The following is a 17,484-nucleotide window of genomic DNA, read 5'->3' on the forward strand; positions in this document are numbered from 1 at the left end:
GGTCGGTATGCCGTGTCCAACGAGGGGAGGCGGGCGCGGTTACGCCCGGTAGGTAAAGGGACGGTCAGGAAAGCCGGGCCCCGTGCTACTGCGTCACGCTGATGCCACCGGGACGCCCTGCGAACTCCGCTTGGAGGCCCCCCACGTGGTCCGGCGTGCCCTCGACGAGCACGGCGAACACGGTGTACGGCAGGACCACGAGGTTGGCGAGCGCCGGGACACCCACGCGCACCCCGCCGTCCACCGTGGGCCGGACGGACTTGATCCCCTGGGGAAGTACTCCCCACACCAGGGACCGGCCGTCCGCCAGGGCGATCGTGTCGTAGCCGAAGGCGGTCTCCGGGTCCGCGCCGGCGAGCTCGGTCTGCAACCCCCCCGACCCCACGACGACGGCCTCGCGGTCGACGCTCAGTGTCAGGGGGGCTCCCAGGCGAACCTCGCCCAGCGAGATGGTCAGCTCCACGGCCTTCCTCGGCGGCGTGGTCGTCGACGGCGGTCCGGTGACGGTCACGTCGTAAGGCGGCAGCAGGGAAGGGGCCTCACCGTCCAGGTCCAGCGCCAGACCCGCACCGCCCCCACCGTCGCCGAGGGCCCAGCTGGGCATGCCTGCGTTGGTCGTCAGCCAGCCCACGTCCCTGGCGATGGTGGTCACCGCCTGCGGCGCGGCAAACGAGATGACGTATGCCGTGAAGTCACCGGCATCCCGCGTCACCACGGTGTGCTCGGCCATGGAGGCGGCGAGGCTGGGCTGGTAGACGATGTCGTCGGCCTTGCCGCGGACGACCCCGACGAGGACGCGCTGCCCCGAGGTGCCGTCGACCTCCCGCCACGCCGCCCCGGTGCGGAGCAGGGCCGCGCTGATGGGCGGGGCGCTGGCGCCGTCGCGGGTGACCTTGACGGTCATCACGCCACCGTCCACCCGCAGGGCATAGGAGCCCCCGGATGCCACGATGGTGGTCGCCCCGGAGAGCTCGGGGTTCGTCGGCTGCCAGACATAGCTGCCGGAAGTGATGCCGCTGGGGGTGCCGGCCGGTGGGGCGGTGCGTGCCTCACCGGACAGCTGGAGCACAACTGCCACCACCAGGGCCGCGGCGACGGCCGCTGCAGCACCGGCCGCAAGCCACCGGGCGGTCCGGCGGCGCTGGCGTCGACGTCCTTCGGCGAGGACGTCCGCGAGGGAGACGTGCATGGCCGGGGCGGGGTCCGTGCGAAGGCGTTCGATGAGGTCGAGGTCACTGGACATGGGCTTCCCCCTTGTCGGAGATGAGGCTTCGCAGGCGCTCGAGCCCGCGGGAGGACGACGACTTCACGGTGCCGACGCTGACTCCCAGCAGCTCGGCGACGGCGCGCTCGGACAGGTCGGCGTAGTGGCGCAGCACGACGACCTCGCGCTCGCGAACGGGCAGCTCCTGGAGGGCCCGCACGAGGTCGAGCCGCGTGCCGGCGTCGTCGGTCGCCCTGCGTTCGTCGACGTCGTCCCGGACGTCTTCGACCAGCACGAGCCGGCGATCCTTGCGCCAGGTGCTGACCACGAGATTGCGCAGGATGCGGTGGCAGTAGGCCTCGGGTTCGTCGAGACGGACCCTTGGCCAGATCCCGAACAGCCGGACCAGTGACTCCTGGACGGCGTCCTCCGCGCGGTTCGGGTCACCGGTCAGGAGCCAGGCCGTCCGCAGGAGCCGGGGCATGACCCGCTCCGCGAACTGCCCGAACGCGGCCTCCTCGCTCTGCTGCACCCCGCCCCCTCCACCCGACAGTCCCGAGCCCTGACGGTAGTCCCGAACACGGCAGCGGCCGGGGCTCGTCGCCCGCTGACGTACCCAACGCCACACTCCGACCGAAGGTTGAGCGGTTGACGAGTAAACTTTCGACGGTGACCGCCTACCTCGACCATGCCGCCACCACGCCGATGCTCCCATCGGCCATCGCGGCGATGGCCGACCAGCTGGCCACCACCGGCAACGCGTCCTCGCTGCACACCTCCGGCCGGATGGCTCGCAGGGTCGTCGAGGAGTCGCGCGAGCGGCTGGCCAAGGCGCTCGGCGCACGACCGTCCGAGGTGGTCTTCACGTCTGGGGGCACCGAGTCCGACAACCTGGCCGTCGCCGGCACGTTCGAGGCGAGGCGGGAGGCAGACCCGGGCCGGGTGCGCATCGTCTGCAGCGCGATCGAGCACCACGCCGTCCTCGACTGCGTCGAGCACCTGGTCGCCCAGGAGGGGGCCAAGGTGACGTGGGTCGAGCCCGACGCGCTCGGCTTCATCACGACCGACGCTGTGCGCGCCGCGATCGAGGAGGACCCCGACTCGGTGGCCCTGGTCACCGTCATGTGGGCCAACAACGAGGTCGGCACCGTGCAGCCCGTGGCAGCGCTCGCGGCCCTCGCCCATGAGTTCGGGGTGCCGTTCCACACCGACGCGGTGCAGGCCGCAGGCCACCTCCCCGTGGACTTCGCCGAGTCGGGAGCCGACCTGATGACGGTCACCGCCCACAAGGTCGGTGGGCCGGTGGGCGTCGGCGCGCTGCTCGTGCGCCGCGATGCAGTGGTCGTGCCCCAGACCTTTGGTGGGGGACAGGAGCGGCAGATCCGCAGCGGGACCCTCGACGTCCCCGGGATCCGCTCCTTCGCTGTGGCCATGGAGGAGTCCGTCGCCAGCATCTCGATGGAGGCGCCTCGGCTGATGGCGTTGCGGGACAGGCTGATCCGTTCGGCGATGGATCTCGGCTACGACATCAGGGCGACGGGCGCGTGGGAGGCCGACGACGGCATACACCGGCTGCCCGGCAACGCGCACCTGCTCGTTCCCGGCTGCGAAGGCGACTCCCTCCTCTACCTCCTCGACGCCGTCGGCGTTGAGTGCTCGACCGGTTCGGCCTGCCAGGCAGGTGTGCCGCAGCCGTCGCACGTTCTGCTGGCCATGGGGATCCCCGAGGAGTCCGCGCGGGGTGCGCTGCGCCTGACGTTCGGCCACACCTCGACCGACGCCGACGTCGACGCGGTGCTGGCCGCCCTGCCCGCGGCGATCGAGCGCGCCCGGCGGGCCAGCGGATGGACCGACTGATGCGGGTCGTCGCCGCCATGTCCGGCGGGGTGGACTCCGCCGTCGCCGCGGGGCGGATGCTCGACGCGGGGCACGAGGTCGTCGGCGTGCACCTCGCCCTGTCGCAGAGTGCTGCGACGCTGCGCGAGTCGGCCCGTGGCTGCTGCACGATCGAGGACGCCGGGGATGCCCGCCGCGTCGCCGACATGCTCGGGATCCCTTTCTACGTCTGGGACATGGCCGAGCGGTTCAAGCGCGACGTCATGGAGGACTTCGTCGCGGAGTACTCCGCCGGACGCACCCCCAACCCCTGCCTGCGCTGCAACGAGAAGATCAAGTTCTCCGCGCTGCTCGACAAGGCGGTCGCGCTGGGCTTCGACGCGGTGGCGACCGGCCACTACGCCCAGGTCGTCGAGGGCGACGACGGCGGCCGAGAGCTGCACCGTGCCGTCGACATGGCCAAGGACCAGTCCTACGTGCTGGGGGTGCTCGACGCCGACCAGCTGGATCGGGCGTTCTTTCCCTTGGGTGACACGGCGAAGCCGGAGATCCGCGCCGAGGCCAAGGAGCGCGGCTTCTACGTCGCCAGCAAGCCCGACTCGCACGACATCTGCTTCATCGCCGACGGCGACACCCGCGGCTGGCTCACGTCTCGGTTGGGGGAGCAGCCCGGCGAGATCGTCGACGCCGAGTCGGGCGAGGTGGTGGGCGCGCACCGGGGCGCCTATGCCTACACCGTCGGTCAGCGACGGGGGCTGGGTCTCGATCGGTCGGTCATGGACGGTGACCCGCGTTACGTCGTGTCGGTGGACGCGGCGGCCAACCGCGTCATGATCGGCACGTCAGACCTGTTGGGGGTCAACGCGATTCGCGGTGACCACGCCCGGTGGTGCGGTCCGCCGCCCGAGGGCGTCGTCGAGGTGGGCGCCCAGGTGCGCGCGCACGGCGAGGAAGTGCCCGCGCAGGCGTGGGCCTCCGGAGACGACGTGGAGGTGCGGCTCGCTGGTCGGCTCCGGGGCGTCGCGCCGGGCCAGTCAGTGGTCCTCTACGAAGGAACGCGCGTGGTCGGCTCGGCGACGATCGCGTCCGCCTGGCTCGAGCGCTGACTCGTATGGTGCGCGGCGGGATCCAGGACGGGTCACCGCTGGCGCGGGTGCGGTCGCTGTGTCTCGCGCTCCCGGAGACGGAGCAACGGGAGTCGCACGGTGAGCCCTGCTGGTTCGCCGGTGGGAGGAAGGCTTTCGTGATGGCGGCGCAGGAGCACCACGACGACCGCACGGCGATCTGGACGGCTGCACCGGAAGGGGTGCAGTCCGCACTGGTCGCAGCCGAGCCGCGTCGTTACTTCCGGCCGCCGTATGTGGGTCATCGGGGGTGGGTCGGGGTCTATCTCGACGTGGACGACATCGACTGGTCGCACGTCGAGGAGATCATCGAGGACGCTTGGCGCTGCGTTGCACCCAAGCGGCTGATCACGCACCACGACGCGATTCTAGGTCCGGGCGCGTCGCTCCCGAGGGTGCCTGCGCACTCCAGGACCCGGGAGCGAGGTCGGGATGGTCCGGGGGCAGGGACCATCCCGGCATGTTGTGCCTGACGCTGCTGTCAAACCATCTCGGGGAGGTGGAGATGAGCCAGCACCACCTCCATCTCTGCCACGTCGTCGATGGTCGAGCCGATGTCCCTGCTCGCTGCTTCGCGAATGCCGGCAGCGGCATCGCGGCTGGCTTCGAGCTGCTCTCGGCGCTCGAAGGTGACGGTGCCCACCGCTCGGCCGGTCTCGCGGCTGATGAGCAGACTGGCGCTGCAGAACCCATCGAGCTCCTGAACCCTGGGGAGGACGGCCATCCTGAAGACGTCGGAAGCGCGTTCGGCATGATCGGCCATCCCGCTCAGCCAGGTGACCCGAGCGCAGGCGCCTTCGGGCATGGCGTGGTCGCGGTGGACGACGGCGACCTCCCACGTGTCCACGGTGCTGGTGCTGGCACCCAGGGCCTGCTCGGCTGCATCACGCAGCGGAAGGACCTTGCCGGCGCTGTCCCGCAGCGCAGCCTCTGACTCCCACGACGATGTGGCGATGCAGCGGCCGGACGCGCGGTCCACGAGCATCGACATCCCGACACATCCATCCATGGCGGTGATCGCCGGCGTGACCTCGTCACGGACGTTGGCGATCCCGTCGTCGATCTTGGAGGGGTCTGCCTGGACGGTTGTGGTTCGTGCATACACGACGAAACTCCTCTGCTCGGGGTAGCACCCCGACGGCGCTACCGTCAGGGCTAACACTGCTCCCACGCCCGGTCCGCGGCAAGAGTGATCCCAGGGGATCTTGAGTGCCCTCTCCGAACGCAGGAGCCGTCCGGCGATCGGAGAGGAACGCTCAGGCGCGGGGGATCCAGCCCGGGGCCCGCACGCCGTTTCCGGTGAGGTTGTCGCACTTGACGAACTGTGTCCCCACGCGGGCGAGCGGGCAGTGGCCCTCGTCGGGGATCGTGTGGACGACGGTCGGGCCCGCGTCCTGGCGGGCGGTGGCAGGGACGGAGCCGGTTCCCAGGACGAGCAGGCCGGCCAGTGCGATCGTGGTGGTGATGGTGCGGCGAGTGGTGGACATGATCGGTTCCTTCGAGGGTCGAGGGCGGTCGACCTGAGTGCCGGACCTCCCGTGGTCAGACCGTTGTGACACGGGGTGGTTCCAGGCTGGTGCTGAGGCGGTATCAGCCGGGTAACAGCACGGTTGACTCCGGTTCCAGGCCGGAACCGTCTCCGCCACATGACGAGGCCCACCCTCCCTTCGGGGAGAGTGGGCCCAGTCGTGGGTCAGGCCAGCGACCTGGTTACGGCTCCTCGCCACCACCGGCGAGGAAGCCACGGTGACCGTTGCAGGAGTCGCCCGGCTGGAAGCCCGACGCCTTGCGCTCGGCTGGGGTCGCCCCGAAGGACGACTTGCTGTGGCCCCAGTTCTGGGGCGGCGCACCGCCGGGACCGGGGAACCCGGCACCATCGCCGTCCTCCAGTCCGGAGAACGCGCAGATCGAGTTGGCGTGGGCGGCGCCCTGCGCGGGCTTGCCAGTGCCGGTGATCTCGCCGGCACTGGCGGCTGACACTCCGACGAGGACGAGGACCCCGGCTGCCGCCGGGACGATGATCAGACGCTTGAGGCGCATGCGTGCTCCTTCGGTTGCAGATGGCCGCCCTGCACATCGCGCGGCTTGCCTCGACGCTAGAACTCCATGCAGGCTCCCCGCCTCCACCGGGGCCATGACTCCGGCTAGAACATCTGCATTGATTCGACGAGGGAATGGGCGCGAATCGGTAGGTTCGGGGCATCTGTGTGCCGAGTTCGACCGCGGGTCCGCGACCGCGTCGTTCGCCCTCGGTGAACCCAGGAATCCCACCGTGCCGACCGCTCGTTGACACTGGCATGACCACAGACCCGGCGGCCACGGACCCCGCGGCCTCTGACCCGGCCAAAGAGTCGGCCGCGCTGGACGCCTACTCGGCGATTGTCACCTCCGTCGCGGCACAGCTGACGCCCAAGGTTGCGGCCCTGCGGATCCGGTCGCGCCGCGGAGAGTCCTCGGGGTCTGCCGTGGTGCTGACCGGCGAGTCGCATCTCCTCACCAACGCGCACGTCGTCGGCGACGCGAGCGGAGGCAGTGCCGAGTTCGCCGACGGAACGGTCGCGCACTTCGAGGTCGTTGGCCGTGACCCGCTGTCCGACATCGCGGTCATCCGCGCGGACCGCGAGGTGCCGGCGCCGCCGGAGTACGGCGACGCGAGCTCGCTCCTCGTGGGTTCGCTCGTGGTGGCCGTCGGCAACCCGCTGGGCCTGTCGGGCACCGTGACGGCCGGAGTGGTGAGCGCCCTCGGCCGCAGCATGCCGGTGCGTACCCGCACGACCGCGCGCCTGATCGAGGACGTCATCCAGACCGACGCCGCGCTCAACCCCGGCAACTCCGGTGGGGCGCTCGCCGACAGCCGCGGTCGGGTCGTCGGGATCAACACGGCTGTCGCCGGAATCGGCCTCGGCATGGCGGTACCAATCAATGCCACGACCCACCGGATCATCTACGCGCTGATGCACGACGGGCGGGTGCGGCGCGCCTACCTCGGGCTCGTGAGCACTCCCGCACGGCTGACGCCGGCGCAGGCCGAGCGGTACGGGCAGCGCGGCGCGCTGCGAGTGGTCGAGGTCGTCGAGAAGAGCCCGGCGGCGACGAGTGGCCTGCTCGCGGGCGACCTGGTCCTTGCGATCGACGGCGCCCCGCTCGGCGATGCCCAGTCGCTGCAGAAGCGCCTGTTCACCGAGGCGATCGGGAGGCGGATGGAAGTCACCGTCATCCGCAACGGCGCACTGGTGGACGCGGTGGTCCTGCCGAGCGAGCTCCCCGACTGAGGGAGCAGTCAGCCGCCGTCCTCGCCCCTGTCCTCGCCGCGTCCCGTGTCGGTCTGGCCATCGCCGTCGTCGCTGTCGAAGAAGATGAACGCCATGTTGGATGGCGGGTCGCGCTTGGCCAGAAAGCGCCGCACGTCGACGCCATGGCGGGCGGCGCGTTGCAGGAACCGGCCGTAGGCGGCCTGCTCGCGAGCGCCCGGGCCGTACTCGGTGCCCGACGCGTGCTCGCGGCGGTCGACGGGTTCGCCTGACCGACGTCGGCGCTCGATGCCAGCGCTTGTCTCGCGAAGGGCGGCGTCGAACTCGTCGGCGTTGTCGAACGCGGCCACAGCGACGTTGCGAAATTCGCGGCGCTGCGGGTCGTAGCGGTGGTGATGCACCACGAAGCGACGGATGCTGTCGTCGTCCGGGTCCACTCGAGCCATGGGTAGAGACTAGGGATCCTGCCCTCAGGCGTGTCGGTACCGCTGACTAGTCTCGGGGCGTGGCTCGCGCAACCGGCATCGGATCTCTCCCGGGCACCGACATCCGCGAAGCCCTCAAGGGCGTCCGCGACATCCTCGGTGACGGACACCTGCCCTATCTGCCAGAGCTCCCGGCTCGCGGACCCGGCGCCGACATGATCGGTCGGGCGGCCGGACTGCTGGTCGACCTGCACGTGGACCTCCAGCCCAGCGGCTGGCGCTTCGTCGAGCGCGGCGGGCACGACGCCCAGCGCACCAAGGCCCTGCTGGGCCAGGACCTCGACGAGCTCGCCGAGGCGTTCGACGGCTACGCGGGTGACCTCAAGATCCAGTGCACCGGCCCGTGGACCCTCGCCGCCGGCATCGAGCTCCAGCGCGGTGAGAAGGCACTGGCCGATCCGGGGGCGCTGCGCGACCTCGTCGGCTCGCTCGCCGAGGGTTTGCGGGTCCACCTGGCCGATGTCGCCCGCCTCGTCCCCGGTGCCTCGCTCGTGCTGCAGCTCGACGAGCCGTCCCTGCCTGCCGTCCTCGCCGGTCACCTGCCCACGGCCTCCGGCTACGGGCACCTGCGCCCCGTCGACCCCCTCGCCGCCATGAACGGTCTGCGCGACGTGCTCGCCGCCGCGACCGACAACCCCGCCATCGAGGCAGCGGCGACGGTCGTGCACTGCTGCGATCCCGGCATACCCCTGCCTTTGCTCCGGGCGACCGGGGTCGGCGCCGTGAGCCTCGACGTCACCTCCCTCACCCCCCAGCGCTGGGAGTCGATCGCCGCCACCGTCGAGGACGGCGTGGCCTTGTATGCCGGGTGCCTGCCGACCGATGCCAGCGGCACCGTCCGCGGTGCCGCCGACGTGGTGAGCCGCGGCTGGCACGACGCCGGGATGTCTGCGAAGTCCTTGGGCGACCTCACCGCGAGCCCGGCCTGCGGTTTGCCCGGACTCACACCAGAGGGGGCCTGGCGCGTTCAACGCGCAGCGGTCGCCGTGGCCGCGGAATGGTCGGAACGAGCCGAGAGTTGACCCACCAATGAGCACCAGTGTCGCCACCCCCACCGTCGCCAGCTCCCCGGTGACCCGGGTGCCCTGGCAGGCCAAGTACGTCCTGCTCGCCTTCATCTGGGGGTCGAGCTTCCTGTTGATGAAGGTCGGGCTGCGGACCATGGCCCCGCTGCAGATCTCGGGGCTACGCATCTTCGCCGGCACCGCGACCCTGCTGGCGCTGTTGGCCGTCACCCGTGGCCGGCTGCCCCGCGCGCGCCGCACCTGGGCCCATCTCGCCGTGTCGGGCGTCTTCCTCACGGCGCTGCCTTTCAGCCTGTTCGCCGCCGGTGAGGTGCGCGTCTCCTCTGCACTGGCCGGGATCGGAAACGCCACCACCCCGTTGGCCGCCGTCTTCTTCGCGCTGGCCCTGCTGCCGAGCGACCGCCTGTCCCCACGCAAGCTGGCTGCCGTCGTCATCGGGTTCGCCGGCGTCATCGTCATCATGCAGCCGTGGGAGTCCGCCGGCCGCCCCGACCTGCTGGGCTTCGGCATGACGCTCGTCGCCGGCGCGTCCTACGGCCTGGGCTGGACCTACAACCGGCGCTTCCTCGGGGGCGCAGACCTGGGTGGGCTCTCGATGCCGACCGCGTTGCTGCTGGTGGGGTCCGCGCTCATGGTGCCGGTCATTCTCGTGTGGTGGCTGTTCAACCGCGACGCGTACGCCGCCCCGTGGGCCGGGCACGTCAACCTCGATGGCGGGGGAGTGCTGCTGCCGCTGCTCTGCGTCCTCGTGCTGGGCGTCGTCGGGACCGGGCTCGCCTACATGCTCCAGTTCGACGTCGTGCGTGGCGCGGGTGCCACGGTCAGCACCACCGTCACCTACCTGATTCCGGTCGTGTCGGTGCTGCTGGGCGTCGTCGTCCTGGGTGAGCACCTGGCCTGGCCGCAGCTGCTGGGCGCCGCCATCGTGCTCGTCTCAGCCGTGGTCATCGGCCTCCCCGCCAAGCGTCGCAAGGACGCCTGACCTCGTCCCTCAGACGTCGGCCGGCTTGTGCACCTCGCGCCGTAGGATCTTGCCGGTGGGGCCCTTGGGCAGCTCGGGGACGGCCCAGATGTGCCGCGGGTACTTGTAGGCGGCAATCCGCTCCTTGACGAAGGCCTGCACGTCCTCCAGCGTCGCGGTGGCGCCGGGACGCAGCGCGACGGCAGCGCCCACGTCCTCGCCGAGCAGCTCGTCCGGCACCGCGACCACAGCGGCCTCGAGCACGTCGGGGTGGGTGTAGAGCACCTCCTCGACCTCGCGCGGGTACACGTTCATGCCGCCGCGCAGGATCATGTCCTTCTTGCGGTCGACGATCGTGTAGTAGCCCTCGTCGTCCACGGTGGCCAGGTCCCCGGTGCGGAACCAGCCGTCGGGGATGGCCTCGGCGGTGGCTTCGGGGTTCTGCCAGTAACCCTTCATGACGTTGTCGCCGCGGATCGCGATCTCGCCGACGCCCTCGCCCGCTGCGACGTCGTTGCCCTCGAGGTCGATCAGCTTCATCTCGCAACCGGGGATCGCGACCCCGATGGTGCCGGGCTTGCGCTCCATGGTCGGCATGTTGAAGGACGCCACCGGAGAGGTCTCGGACAGGCCGTAGCCCTCCAGGATCATGCAGCCGAACTTCTCCTCGAACGCCTTCATGACCTCCAGCGGCATGGCGGACCCACCCGAGCAGCAGGTACGCAGCGACGTCGCATCGAGGGCGTCGGAGTCGGGGTGGTTGAGGATCGCTGCATACATCGTGGGGACGCCCATGAAGATGGTGACCTTCTCGTTGCCGATCACCTTGATCGCCTCGGCCGGGTCGAACCGGGGGATGAGCGCCAGCGCCGCGCCGGCGATGACCGCGGCGTTGAGGCCCACGACGAGCCCGAACACGTGGAACAGCGGCAGGCAGCCCATCACCACGTCGTCCGGCGTGGTCGCCTGGATCTCGACGGCACTGCGGTGCGCGTTCAGGTGGACGTTCCTGTGGGTCAGCTCGGCGCCCTTGGGCCGACCGGTCGTGCCCGAGGTGTAGAGCACGATCGCGGTGTCCTCGTCGTCGCGCTCGACCGGCTCGGCGATCGGGTCACCGCCCTCGAGGGCGCCCTCGACGGGACCCATGGGACCGCACGTGATGATGCGGGTGCCCGAGTTCTTGGCTCCCTCGGTGGCCTCCGCCACGAAGTCCGGCCAGACGAAGGCGACCTTGGCCCCGGAGTTGGTGAAGAAGAAGTCGATCTCGCCGGACTTGAGCAGGGGGTTCATCGGCACCACGATCGCGCCGGCCAGCAGGGAGCCGAAGAAGACGACAGGGAAGGCCGGCACGTTGGGGAGGATGATCGCCACGCGGTCACCGGGCTCGATGCCTGCTGCCTTCAGCGACCCCGCCACCTGTGCAGCCATGCCGTGGATCTGGGCGTAGCTGATGTCGTTGCCCATGAACTTGATGGCCGGCTGGTCCGGCCGCTCCTGGGCGGTGGTCACCAAGTTGGTGGCGAGATTGGTCATGGCGCAGGCTCCTCGGCGGTGGGGGTCCGGTTTCAGCCATCCTCGCCGAGAGCGCGTCCTTTGGCTACGGATTCCGGTATGCCGTGTCCCACGGCCCGCGCCCGTCTGCGACACAGGTGTCGGAGGCGTACGGCAGGATGGGCAGCGTGACTGAGAACGCCTCTACAGCTGCCACTGGGTCTGCGCTGGAGCCAGCCACGGACGCGGCTCGCCACGAGTGGGCAGAGCTGGCCGAGCAGGCCACTGCGGCCCAGTTCGCCTACCACGTCAGGGATGCGCCGACGATCAGCGACGGTGACTACGACCGGCTGATCCGCCGGCTCAACGAGCTGGAGGAGGAGTTCCCCGAGCTGCGCACCCCCGAGAGCCCGACCCAGCAGGTCGGCGGCGCCGTCTTCTCGACCGACTTCACCGCGGTGGACCACCTCGAGCGCATGCTGAGCCTCGACAACTGCTTCTCGCCCGAGGAGCTCGCCGCCTGGGCGGCGAGGGTGGCGCGCGATGCGGGGTCCGCGGCATACCACTATCTGTGCGAGCTGAAGATCGATGGCCTGGCCGTCAACCTCCTCTATGAGAAGGGCCGCCTCGTGCGCGCCCTGACCCGCGGCGACGGGCGCACGGGCGAGGACGTCACCAACAACGTCAAGACCATCCAGGGCATCCCGCACCAGCTCGCCGGGTCCAACCACCCGGCGCGCGTCGAGATCCGGGGCGAGGTCTACTTCCCGGTCGAGGCGTTCGGCGACCTCAACGCGAGCCTGGTCGAGGCAGGCAAGGCGCCCTACGCCAACCCGCGCAACACTGCCGCCGGTTCGTTGCGGCAGAAGGACCCTCGCGTCACGGCCAGCCGTGGCCTGCGGATGCTCGTGCACGGCATCGGGCTGCGCGAGGGCTTCGAGCTGACCCGGCAGTCGCAGGCCTACGACCTGTTCCGCGAGTGGGGGCTGCCCATCTCGACGCACTACCGCGTCCTCGAATCGGTCGAGGAAGTCCAGCAGTTCATCGACCAGTACGGCGCCGAGCGACACAGCGTCGAGCACGAGCTGGACGGCATCGTCATCAAGGTCGACGAGATCTCGCTGCAGCGCCAGCTCGGGTCCACCTCGCGGGCGCCGCGCTGGGCGATCGCGTTCAAGTACCCACCCGAGGAGGTCAACACCAAGCTCCTCGACATCCTCGTCAACGTCGGCCGCACCGGTCGGGTGACGCCGTTCGGGGTGATGGAGCCGGTGGTGGTCGCGGGCTCGACCGTCGAGCGCGCCACGCTGCACAACGCCGACGAGGTGCGTCGCAAGGGCGTGCTCATCGGCGACACCGTGGTGCTGCGCAAGGCAGGCGACGTGATCCCCGAGATCCTCGGGCCCGTGGTCGACCTGCGCGACGGCACCGAACGCGAGTTCGTCATGCCCACCGAGTGCCCCTCCTGCGGGACCCCCCTGGCGCCGGAGAAGGAGGGAGACAAGGACATCCGTTGCCCGAACTCCCGCACCTGTCCGTCGCAGCTGCGGGAGCGACTCGCCGGACTGGCCGGTCGTGGTGCGTTCGACATCGAGGCGCTGGGCTGGGAGGGCTCCGTCGCCCTCCTCGAGTCGGGCGTCCTCGAGGACGAGAGTGGCCTGTTCGGGCTGGCCGGTGAGGCGGGGCGCGCTCGACTGGCGACGGTGCCGCTGTTCACCCGAGCGGCCAAGAAGTCCGACCCCCCGGAGTCCGTCGTCGATGGAAAAGTACTGTCCGCCAACGGGATCCGACTCTCCGAGAACCTCGAGCAGGCCAAGCAGCAACCCCTCTGGCGCGTCATCGTCGCCCTGTCGATCCGCCACGTCGGGCCGACGGCAGCGCGGGCGCTGGCTCAGCACTTCGCCACGATGGACGCACTTCGCGATGCGGCGAAGGAGCGTCCCAAGGAGCTGGCGGGCGTCGAGGGTGTGGGCGGGGTCATCGCCGACGCCGTCGCAGCCTGGTTCGCCGTCGACTGGCACGACCAGATCGTGAGGCAGTGGCAGGCCGACGGAGTGGTCATGGCGGACGAGCGCGACGAGTCGGTGGAACAGACCCTCGCTGGGATGACCATCGTCGTCACCGGTTCGCTCGAGGGCTTCTCGCGCGACTCGGCCAAGGAGGCGATCCTGTCTCGCGGCGGCAAGGCGTCCGGGTCGGTGTCGAAGAAGACCGACTACGTCGTGGTGGGGGAGAACGCCGGGACCAAGGAGGACAAGGCCCGCGAGCTGGGTCGGCCGATCCTCGACGAGGCCGGCTTCCGCCGGCTCCTGGAGACAGGCCACCCGTGATCGACAAGGCCACCTTCCTGAGGTTCTGCGACGAGGCGCTGGTGGCCATGCGCGACATCGTCGTCGACCTCGGCGACGACCTGGCCAACCGGCGGCCCGACCTGCCCGACGCCAACAGTCCGTTCGCGATCCTCACCCACTGCCTCGGGATGTGTGCCGCCTGGGCATCCACGACCAACCTCGGTGAGGTCGTCCCGCGTGATCGGCCGAGCGAGTTCACCGCGACGGGGGCGGTGACCGACCTCGCGGCTGAAACCGATCGCCTGCGTCGGAGCCTGTCCGAGTGGGTGGCGGCCAGCGACGTGGGCGCGCCGCCTGCCAACCCGGATCCGCGGGACAGGTACGCCACACAGGGCGAGGTGCTGCTGCACGTCTACGAGGAGCTCGCCCAGCACCGTGGTCAGCTCGAGCTCACCCGCGACGTCCTGGTCGCCGACCGCGCCCGCGACCGTCAGCCCTGAAGATCGACCGGCGCGGCGCACGTCCACTGGCGCCCGCACCTGACCGGGTCAGCCGCTCGCGATCACATTCCGCCGCCGTTGAAGCCGCCCATGCTCATGCCCCCGGTCCACTTGCCGCCAGCCCCCGTCTCGCGCTCCTTGAGACAGAGCGAGCACCGGATGTAACGCTCACCGTCCAGGGTGTTGGCCCACTCCCAGCGGTGGTGGAGATTCGTCCGGCAGAGGAGCGGCTTGGTCGGTGTGGTCATGATGGCCTCCAGGGGAGCGACCTGGGTGCCTCGGACGGCCGAGCGCAATGCCAGGGAGTGGGTCAGGATGCGCGCGGCGTGGCGGGTCTGGTGTGGACCGGGCACCTCCGCGAGCTCTGCGAGGAACTCCAGCCGGTAGCGGTCTCGCACCGCGCCCGCCGGGAGAGCGTGCGTCGCGAGGCGCACGATGCGAGACGGCCAGCGCAGTGGCGCCTCCCCGTGCGTCCTGGCAGGCAGGGGTGCGGGCATCATGCCGTTCCGCCCAGTGGATTCGTCCGCAGCGTCCCACGGCTGCGATATGCGCGCGACAAGGCATCGCGAGCGCTGACAGCGCCCGTCGCGGTGAGCCGGTAGTAGCGACGCTGAGGCCTGCCCTCGACTCGTGGGTCGATGTCCTCCCAGCTCGACTCCACCCAGCCGATGCCCTCGAGACGAGCCAGGATCGGGTGGATGGTCCCGCTCGGCAGCCCTGCCTGTTCGCCGATCTCGAGGCCGTAGAGCTCGCGACCGGGGTCGGCGAGCAGGGCACCCAGCACCAGCTGGGTGGCGATCGTCATACGCGGCTCTGGACGTGGGGTCATGGTCTTACTTTACCTAGCCCCTAGGTAGAGGACAAGGGAGGTGAGCCGGCGGTGGTCGGCGCTGCACACGCGGCATACCGGGTTTGTGTGGGGGACCCACATTGAGGGCCGCGCGCCGCGGGCGTTGCATGACCACCATGCCCCTGACCACGTCCCTGACAGTGACGTCACGCCGCCGCAGCGGAGCCCTGGCCACCGCGGTCGCTCTCGCCGTCGGGGGAGCGCTCGCCGCGGCTGCTCCCGCCGCCGCCGACAAGCCGCAGGGCGGGCACTGTGCACGCCAGGACAAGGTCGCAGTGCCGGGAGCGCAGCTGCAGGAGGTCGCGTGCCTCGACGACCTCACCACCGCCGGCACTCTCGCCAGCGGCCACACCAACCCCAATGACTGGGCCGGCCTCAACGCTGCCGGGACGAAGAACCCCACGGGTGTGCCCGGCCTCCAGGTCGACGGGTACTTCCCCGACACCTCGACCACCAACTCCAACAACGGCTGGAAGCACGACAGCCAGTTCGTCATCCGGATCCCCGACAACTGGAACGGCGGCCTCATCGTCAGCGGGGCACCCGGCGTCCGCGCCCAGTACGCCAACGACTTCATCATCGGCGACTGGGTGCTGAGCAAGGGGTACGCCTTCGCCTCGACCGACAAGGGCAACACGGGTGCGTCGTTCTACGACGACGGATCCGCGCCGGGCGGCTCCATCGCCGAGTGGAACGAGCGCGTCACCGAGCTGACCGTCGCCACCAAGCGGGTCCTGAAGCAGGTCTACGCCAAGGCGCCTGCACGCACCTACATGTTCGGGATCTCCAACGGGGGCTACCTCACCCGGTGGCAGCTCGAGAACCGCCCCGACCTCTACGACGGCGGGCTCGACTGGGAAGGCACGCTGTTCCGCGCCGAGGGCCCGAACCTGCTCACCTACCTGCCCACCGCGCTGAAGAACTACCCGCTGTATGCCGCGACCGGCGACCAGGCGGCCCACGACGCGATCATCGGTGCGGGGTTCGTGCCGGGGTCGGAGTTCCTGTGGCCGTTCCACGAGACCGTCTACTGGGACCTGACGCAGCGCATCTACCGCGAGGAGCTCGACCCGACCTACGACGGTGACCTCAAGGCAGGAACTCCCTTCTGCGCCAGCGGAACTCCGCACTGCGACGCCGACTACGACTACACGTCGCGGCCCCAGTCGGTGAAGGACGCGGTGGCCTCCGTGCAGCTCACCGGGGCCATTGGCAAGCCCATGGTCACGGTGCAGGGCACCCTTGACACGCTGCTGCCGCCCGCCACTGACGGCGACGTCTACGACCGACTGGTCGACCAGGCTGGTGCCGGGGCGCTGCACCGCTACTACAGCGTCGCCGACGGCACCCACACCGACGGTCTGTATGCCGCGTTCCCCGACCGGTTGCGGCCTCTCCTGCCGTGCGCGCGCACGGCGTTCGACGACCTCACGGCGTGGGTCGAGCGCGGGGTGCAGACGCCGGCGGACGGATTGCGAGCCCGGCCGGCCTCGGGTGACCTCGTGAACTCCTGCGAGCTCTGAGGCGGGGGTGCCTGGGGCTCAGTCGGCGTGCCCGGCGTCCTTGACCCCGCGCACGGCCGCGCTCGCCTCGTCGATGATCGAGGCCATCGCGGCACTGGCGGCCTTGCCGTCTCCGGAGCCGATGGCCTGGGCCACGTCGGTGTGCAGGCGGATGGCCAGGGGGTTCGGGGTGCGTGGCATCAGGTCGTGGTGGGTCCGACCGGAGAGCACCTCGTCGACGACGGTGGCCAGGGCGGCGAGCATCTCGTTGCCCGACGCCTCGAGCATGGTGCGGTGGAAGTCCTTGTCGGCCCCCAGGTAGGCCACCAGGTCCCCGGACTTGGCGTGCACGGTCATCTCCATCACGGCCGCGGCCATCGCGCCGCACTGCTCGGGGGTGGCGCGGTCGGCGGCGAGCTCGGCGGCCACGGGTTCGAAACCACGCCGCAGCTCGCCGAGTGACACGAGCTGGTCCTCCCGGTCGGGCCCGGCGAGGCGCCAGCGGATCACCCTCGGGTCGAAGACGTTCCACTGCGACCGGGGACGCACCCGTACCCCGAGCCGGCGCCGCGTCTCGACCAGGCCCATCGACGACAGCACGCGCACCGCCTCGCGCACGACGGAGCGCGAGACGCCGAAACGCGCGTCCAGCTGGTCGATGCGCACGACGCTGCCGACCGGCACGGTGCCCGACACGATCTCCTGACCCAGCTTGTCGAGCACGCTGGCGTGCAGCCCGACGTCGCTTCCGCTTTCGGTCCCGCCTTCGGTCCCAGCCTCGGTCCCGCCTTGGGTCCCGGGCCGGGTCGAGGGGTCGTCAGGCGTGGTGGGGTCGACGGGCATGGCCCAAGCCTGCCAGACAGGACGTGTCCGCACGGGTCAAGATATAAATAATATTTATTTGACCAAGACTCTTGTTAAAACGGTTCTTATGCTTCACCCTGATCTCCAGGAACTCGACGAC

General features: G+C 70.4%; 19 protein-coding genes. 9 read left to right on the top strand and 10 right to left on the bottom strand.

What is annotated here, in order from left to right:
• Window positions 1-85: 85 nt before the first annotated feature.
• Window positions 86-1,243 carry a hypothetical protein gene (locus AC1DXJ_RS12435; protein WP_477637113.1) on the bottom strand — a complete coding sequence of 386 codons (1,158 nt, stop codon included), beginning with the start codon at window positions 1,241-1,243 and terminating at the stop codon, window positions 86-88.
• Entirely contained in the window at window positions 1,233-1,736 is a 504-nt protein-coding gene (locus AC1DXJ_RS12440; protein ID WP_477637114.1) for a SigE family RNA polymerase sigma factor, read from the bottom strand. Before AC1DXJ_RS12440 ends, AC1DXJ_RS12435 begins: the two co-directional genes overlap by 11 nt.
• 137 nt (window positions 1,737-1,873) lie before the next feature.
• Between AC1DXJ_RS12440 and AC1DXJ_RS12445 the strand changes: the two genes are divergently transcribed.
• The 3 genes from AC1DXJ_RS12445 to AC1DXJ_RS12455 are packed head-to-tail and all read left to right on the top strand — an operon-like array spanning window position 1,874 to window position 4,637.
• On the top strand, window positions 1,874-3,061 hold the full coding sequence (locus AC1DXJ_RS12445; RefSeq protein WP_477637115.1) for a cysteine desulfurase family protein: 1,188 nt from the start codon (window positions 1,874-1,876) through the stop codon (window positions 3,059-3,061).
• On the top strand, window positions 3,061-4,146 hold the full coding sequence (gene mnmA, locus AC1DXJ_RS12450; protein WP_477632562.1) for a tRNA 2-thiouridine(34) synthase MnmA: 1,086 nt from the start codon (window positions 3,061-3,063) through the stop codon (window positions 4,144-4,146). Before AC1DXJ_RS12445 ends, mnmA begins: the two co-directional genes overlap by 1 nt.
• Window positions 4,147-4,151: 5 nt before the next feature.
• Entirely contained in the window at window positions 4,152-4,637 is a 486-nt protein-coding gene (locus AC1DXJ_RS12455; protein ID WP_477637116.1) for an MmcQ/YjbR family DNA-binding protein, read from the top strand.
• Between the two features lie 8 nt (window positions 4,638-4,645).
• On the opposite strand, the gene AC1DXJ_RS12460 is transcribed toward AC1DXJ_RS12455, so the two are convergent.
• The 3 genes from AC1DXJ_RS12460 to AC1DXJ_RS12470 all read right to left on the bottom strand — a co-directional run bounded on the left by AC1DXJ_RS12460 (window position 4,646) and on the right by AC1DXJ_RS12470 (window position 6,204).
• The gene (locus AC1DXJ_RS12460; RefSeq protein WP_477632563.1) at window positions 4,646-5,269 is read right to left on the bottom strand and encodes an antibiotic biosynthesis monooxygenase; all 624 of its coding nucleotides are present in this window, start codon (window positions 5,267-5,269) and stop codon (window positions 4,646-4,648) included.
• A gap of 151 nt (window positions 5,270-5,420) precedes the next feature.
• Complete coding sequence (locus AC1DXJ_RS12465; protein ID WP_477615146.1) at window positions 5,421-5,651, bottom strand: hypothetical protein; 231 nt, start codon at window positions 5,649-5,651, stop codon at window positions 5,421-5,423.
• Window positions 5,652-5,874: 223 nt separating this feature from the next.
• A complete protein-coding gene (locus AC1DXJ_RS12470; RefSeq protein ID WP_477637117.1) occupies window positions 5,875-6,204 on the bottom strand; it encodes a hypothetical protein in 330 nt (109 codons plus the stop codon).
• Between the two features lie 257 nt (window positions 6,205-6,461).
• On the opposite strand from AC1DXJ_RS12470, the gene AC1DXJ_RS12475 reads away from it, so the two are divergent.
• Window positions 6,462-7,436, top strand: coding sequence for a S1C family serine protease (locus AC1DXJ_RS12475; RefSeq protein ID WP_477637118.1), 975 nt, complete (start codon window positions 6,462-6,464; stop codon window positions 7,434-7,436).
• Window positions 7,437-7,444: 8 nt separating this feature from the next.
• Here the strand turns inward: AC1DXJ_RS12475 and AC1DXJ_RS12480 are convergent, their stop codons facing one another.
• A complete protein-coding gene (locus AC1DXJ_RS12480) occupies window positions 7,445-7,852 on the bottom strand; it encodes a hypothetical protein (protein WP_477637119.1) in 408 nt (135 codons plus the stop codon).
• 68 nt (window positions 7,853-7,920) lie between these two features.
• Between AC1DXJ_RS12480 and AC1DXJ_RS12485 the strand changes: the two genes are divergently transcribed.
• Window positions 7,921-8,922: a uroporphyrinogen decarboxylase/cobalamine-independent methonine synthase family protein gene (locus AC1DXJ_RS12485; protein ID WP_477615150.1), complete on the top strand. Its 1,002-nt coding sequence runs from the start codon at window positions 7,921-7,923 to the stop codon at window positions 8,920-8,922.
• A 7-nt stretch (window positions 8,923-8,929) separates the two neighbouring features.
• Entirely contained in the window at window positions 8,930-9,907 is a 978-nt protein-coding gene (locus AC1DXJ_RS12490) for a DMT family transporter (protein ID WP_477637120.1), read from the top strand.
• A 9-nt stretch (window positions 9,908-9,916) separates the two neighbouring features.
• Here AC1DXJ_RS12490 and AC1DXJ_RS12495 read toward each other — a convergent pair whose 3' ends face one another.
• Entirely contained in the window at window positions 9,917-11,419 is a 1,503-nt protein-coding gene (locus AC1DXJ_RS12495) for a long-chain-fatty-acid--CoA ligase (RefSeq protein WP_477615152.1), read from the bottom strand.
• A 137-nt stretch (window positions 11,420-11,556) separates the two neighbouring features.
• On the opposite strand from AC1DXJ_RS12495, the gene ligA reads away from it, so the two are divergent.
• Together ligA and AC1DXJ_RS12505 are read left to right on the top strand one after the other, a co-directional pair.
• A complete protein-coding gene (gene ligA, locus AC1DXJ_RS12500; protein ID WP_477615153.1) occupies window positions 11,557-13,707 on the top strand; it encodes an NAD-dependent DNA ligase LigA in 2,151 nt (716 codons plus the stop codon).
• Complete coding sequence (locus AC1DXJ_RS12505; protein WP_477615154.1) at window positions 13,704-14,168, top strand: mycothiol transferase; 465 nt, start codon at window positions 13,704-13,706, stop codon at window positions 14,166-14,168. Before ligA ends, AC1DXJ_RS12505 begins: the two co-directional genes overlap by 4 nt.
• Window positions 14,169-14,230: 62 nt before the next feature.
• Here the strand turns inward: AC1DXJ_RS12505 and AC1DXJ_RS12510 are convergent, their stop codons facing one another.
• Entirely contained in the window at window positions 14,231-14,668 is a 438-nt protein-coding gene (locus AC1DXJ_RS12510; protein WP_477615155.1) for a hypothetical protein, read from the bottom strand.
• Window positions 14,665-14,997, bottom strand: a complete 333-nt coding sequence (locus tag AC1DXJ_RS12515) for a PadR family transcriptional regulator (protein WP_477615156.1) — start codon at window positions 14,995-14,997, stop codon at window positions 14,665-14,667. Before AC1DXJ_RS12515 ends, AC1DXJ_RS12510 begins: the two co-directional genes overlap by 4 nt.
• A gap of 137 nt (window positions 14,998-15,134) precedes the next feature.
• On the opposite strand from AC1DXJ_RS12515, the gene AC1DXJ_RS12520 reads away from it, so the two are divergent.
• Window positions 15,135-16,541: a tannase/feruloyl esterase family alpha/beta hydrolase gene (locus AC1DXJ_RS12520; RefSeq protein ID WP_477637121.1), complete on the top strand. Its 1,407-nt coding sequence runs from the start codon at window positions 15,135-15,137 to the stop codon at window positions 16,539-16,541.
• An 18-nt stretch (window positions 16,542-16,559) separates the two neighbouring features.
• Here the strand turns inward: AC1DXJ_RS12520 and AC1DXJ_RS12525 are convergent, their stop codons facing one another.
• The gene (locus AC1DXJ_RS12525) at window positions 16,560-17,363 is read right to left on the bottom strand and encodes a FadR/GntR family transcriptional regulator (protein WP_477615158.1); all 804 of its coding nucleotides are present in this window, start codon (window positions 17,361-17,363) and stop codon (window positions 16,560-16,562) included.
• Between the last annotated feature and the right edge of the window lie 121 nt (window positions 17,364-17,484).

The sequence above is a fragment of the Pedococcus sp. P2_D9 genome (assembly GCF_056404275.1).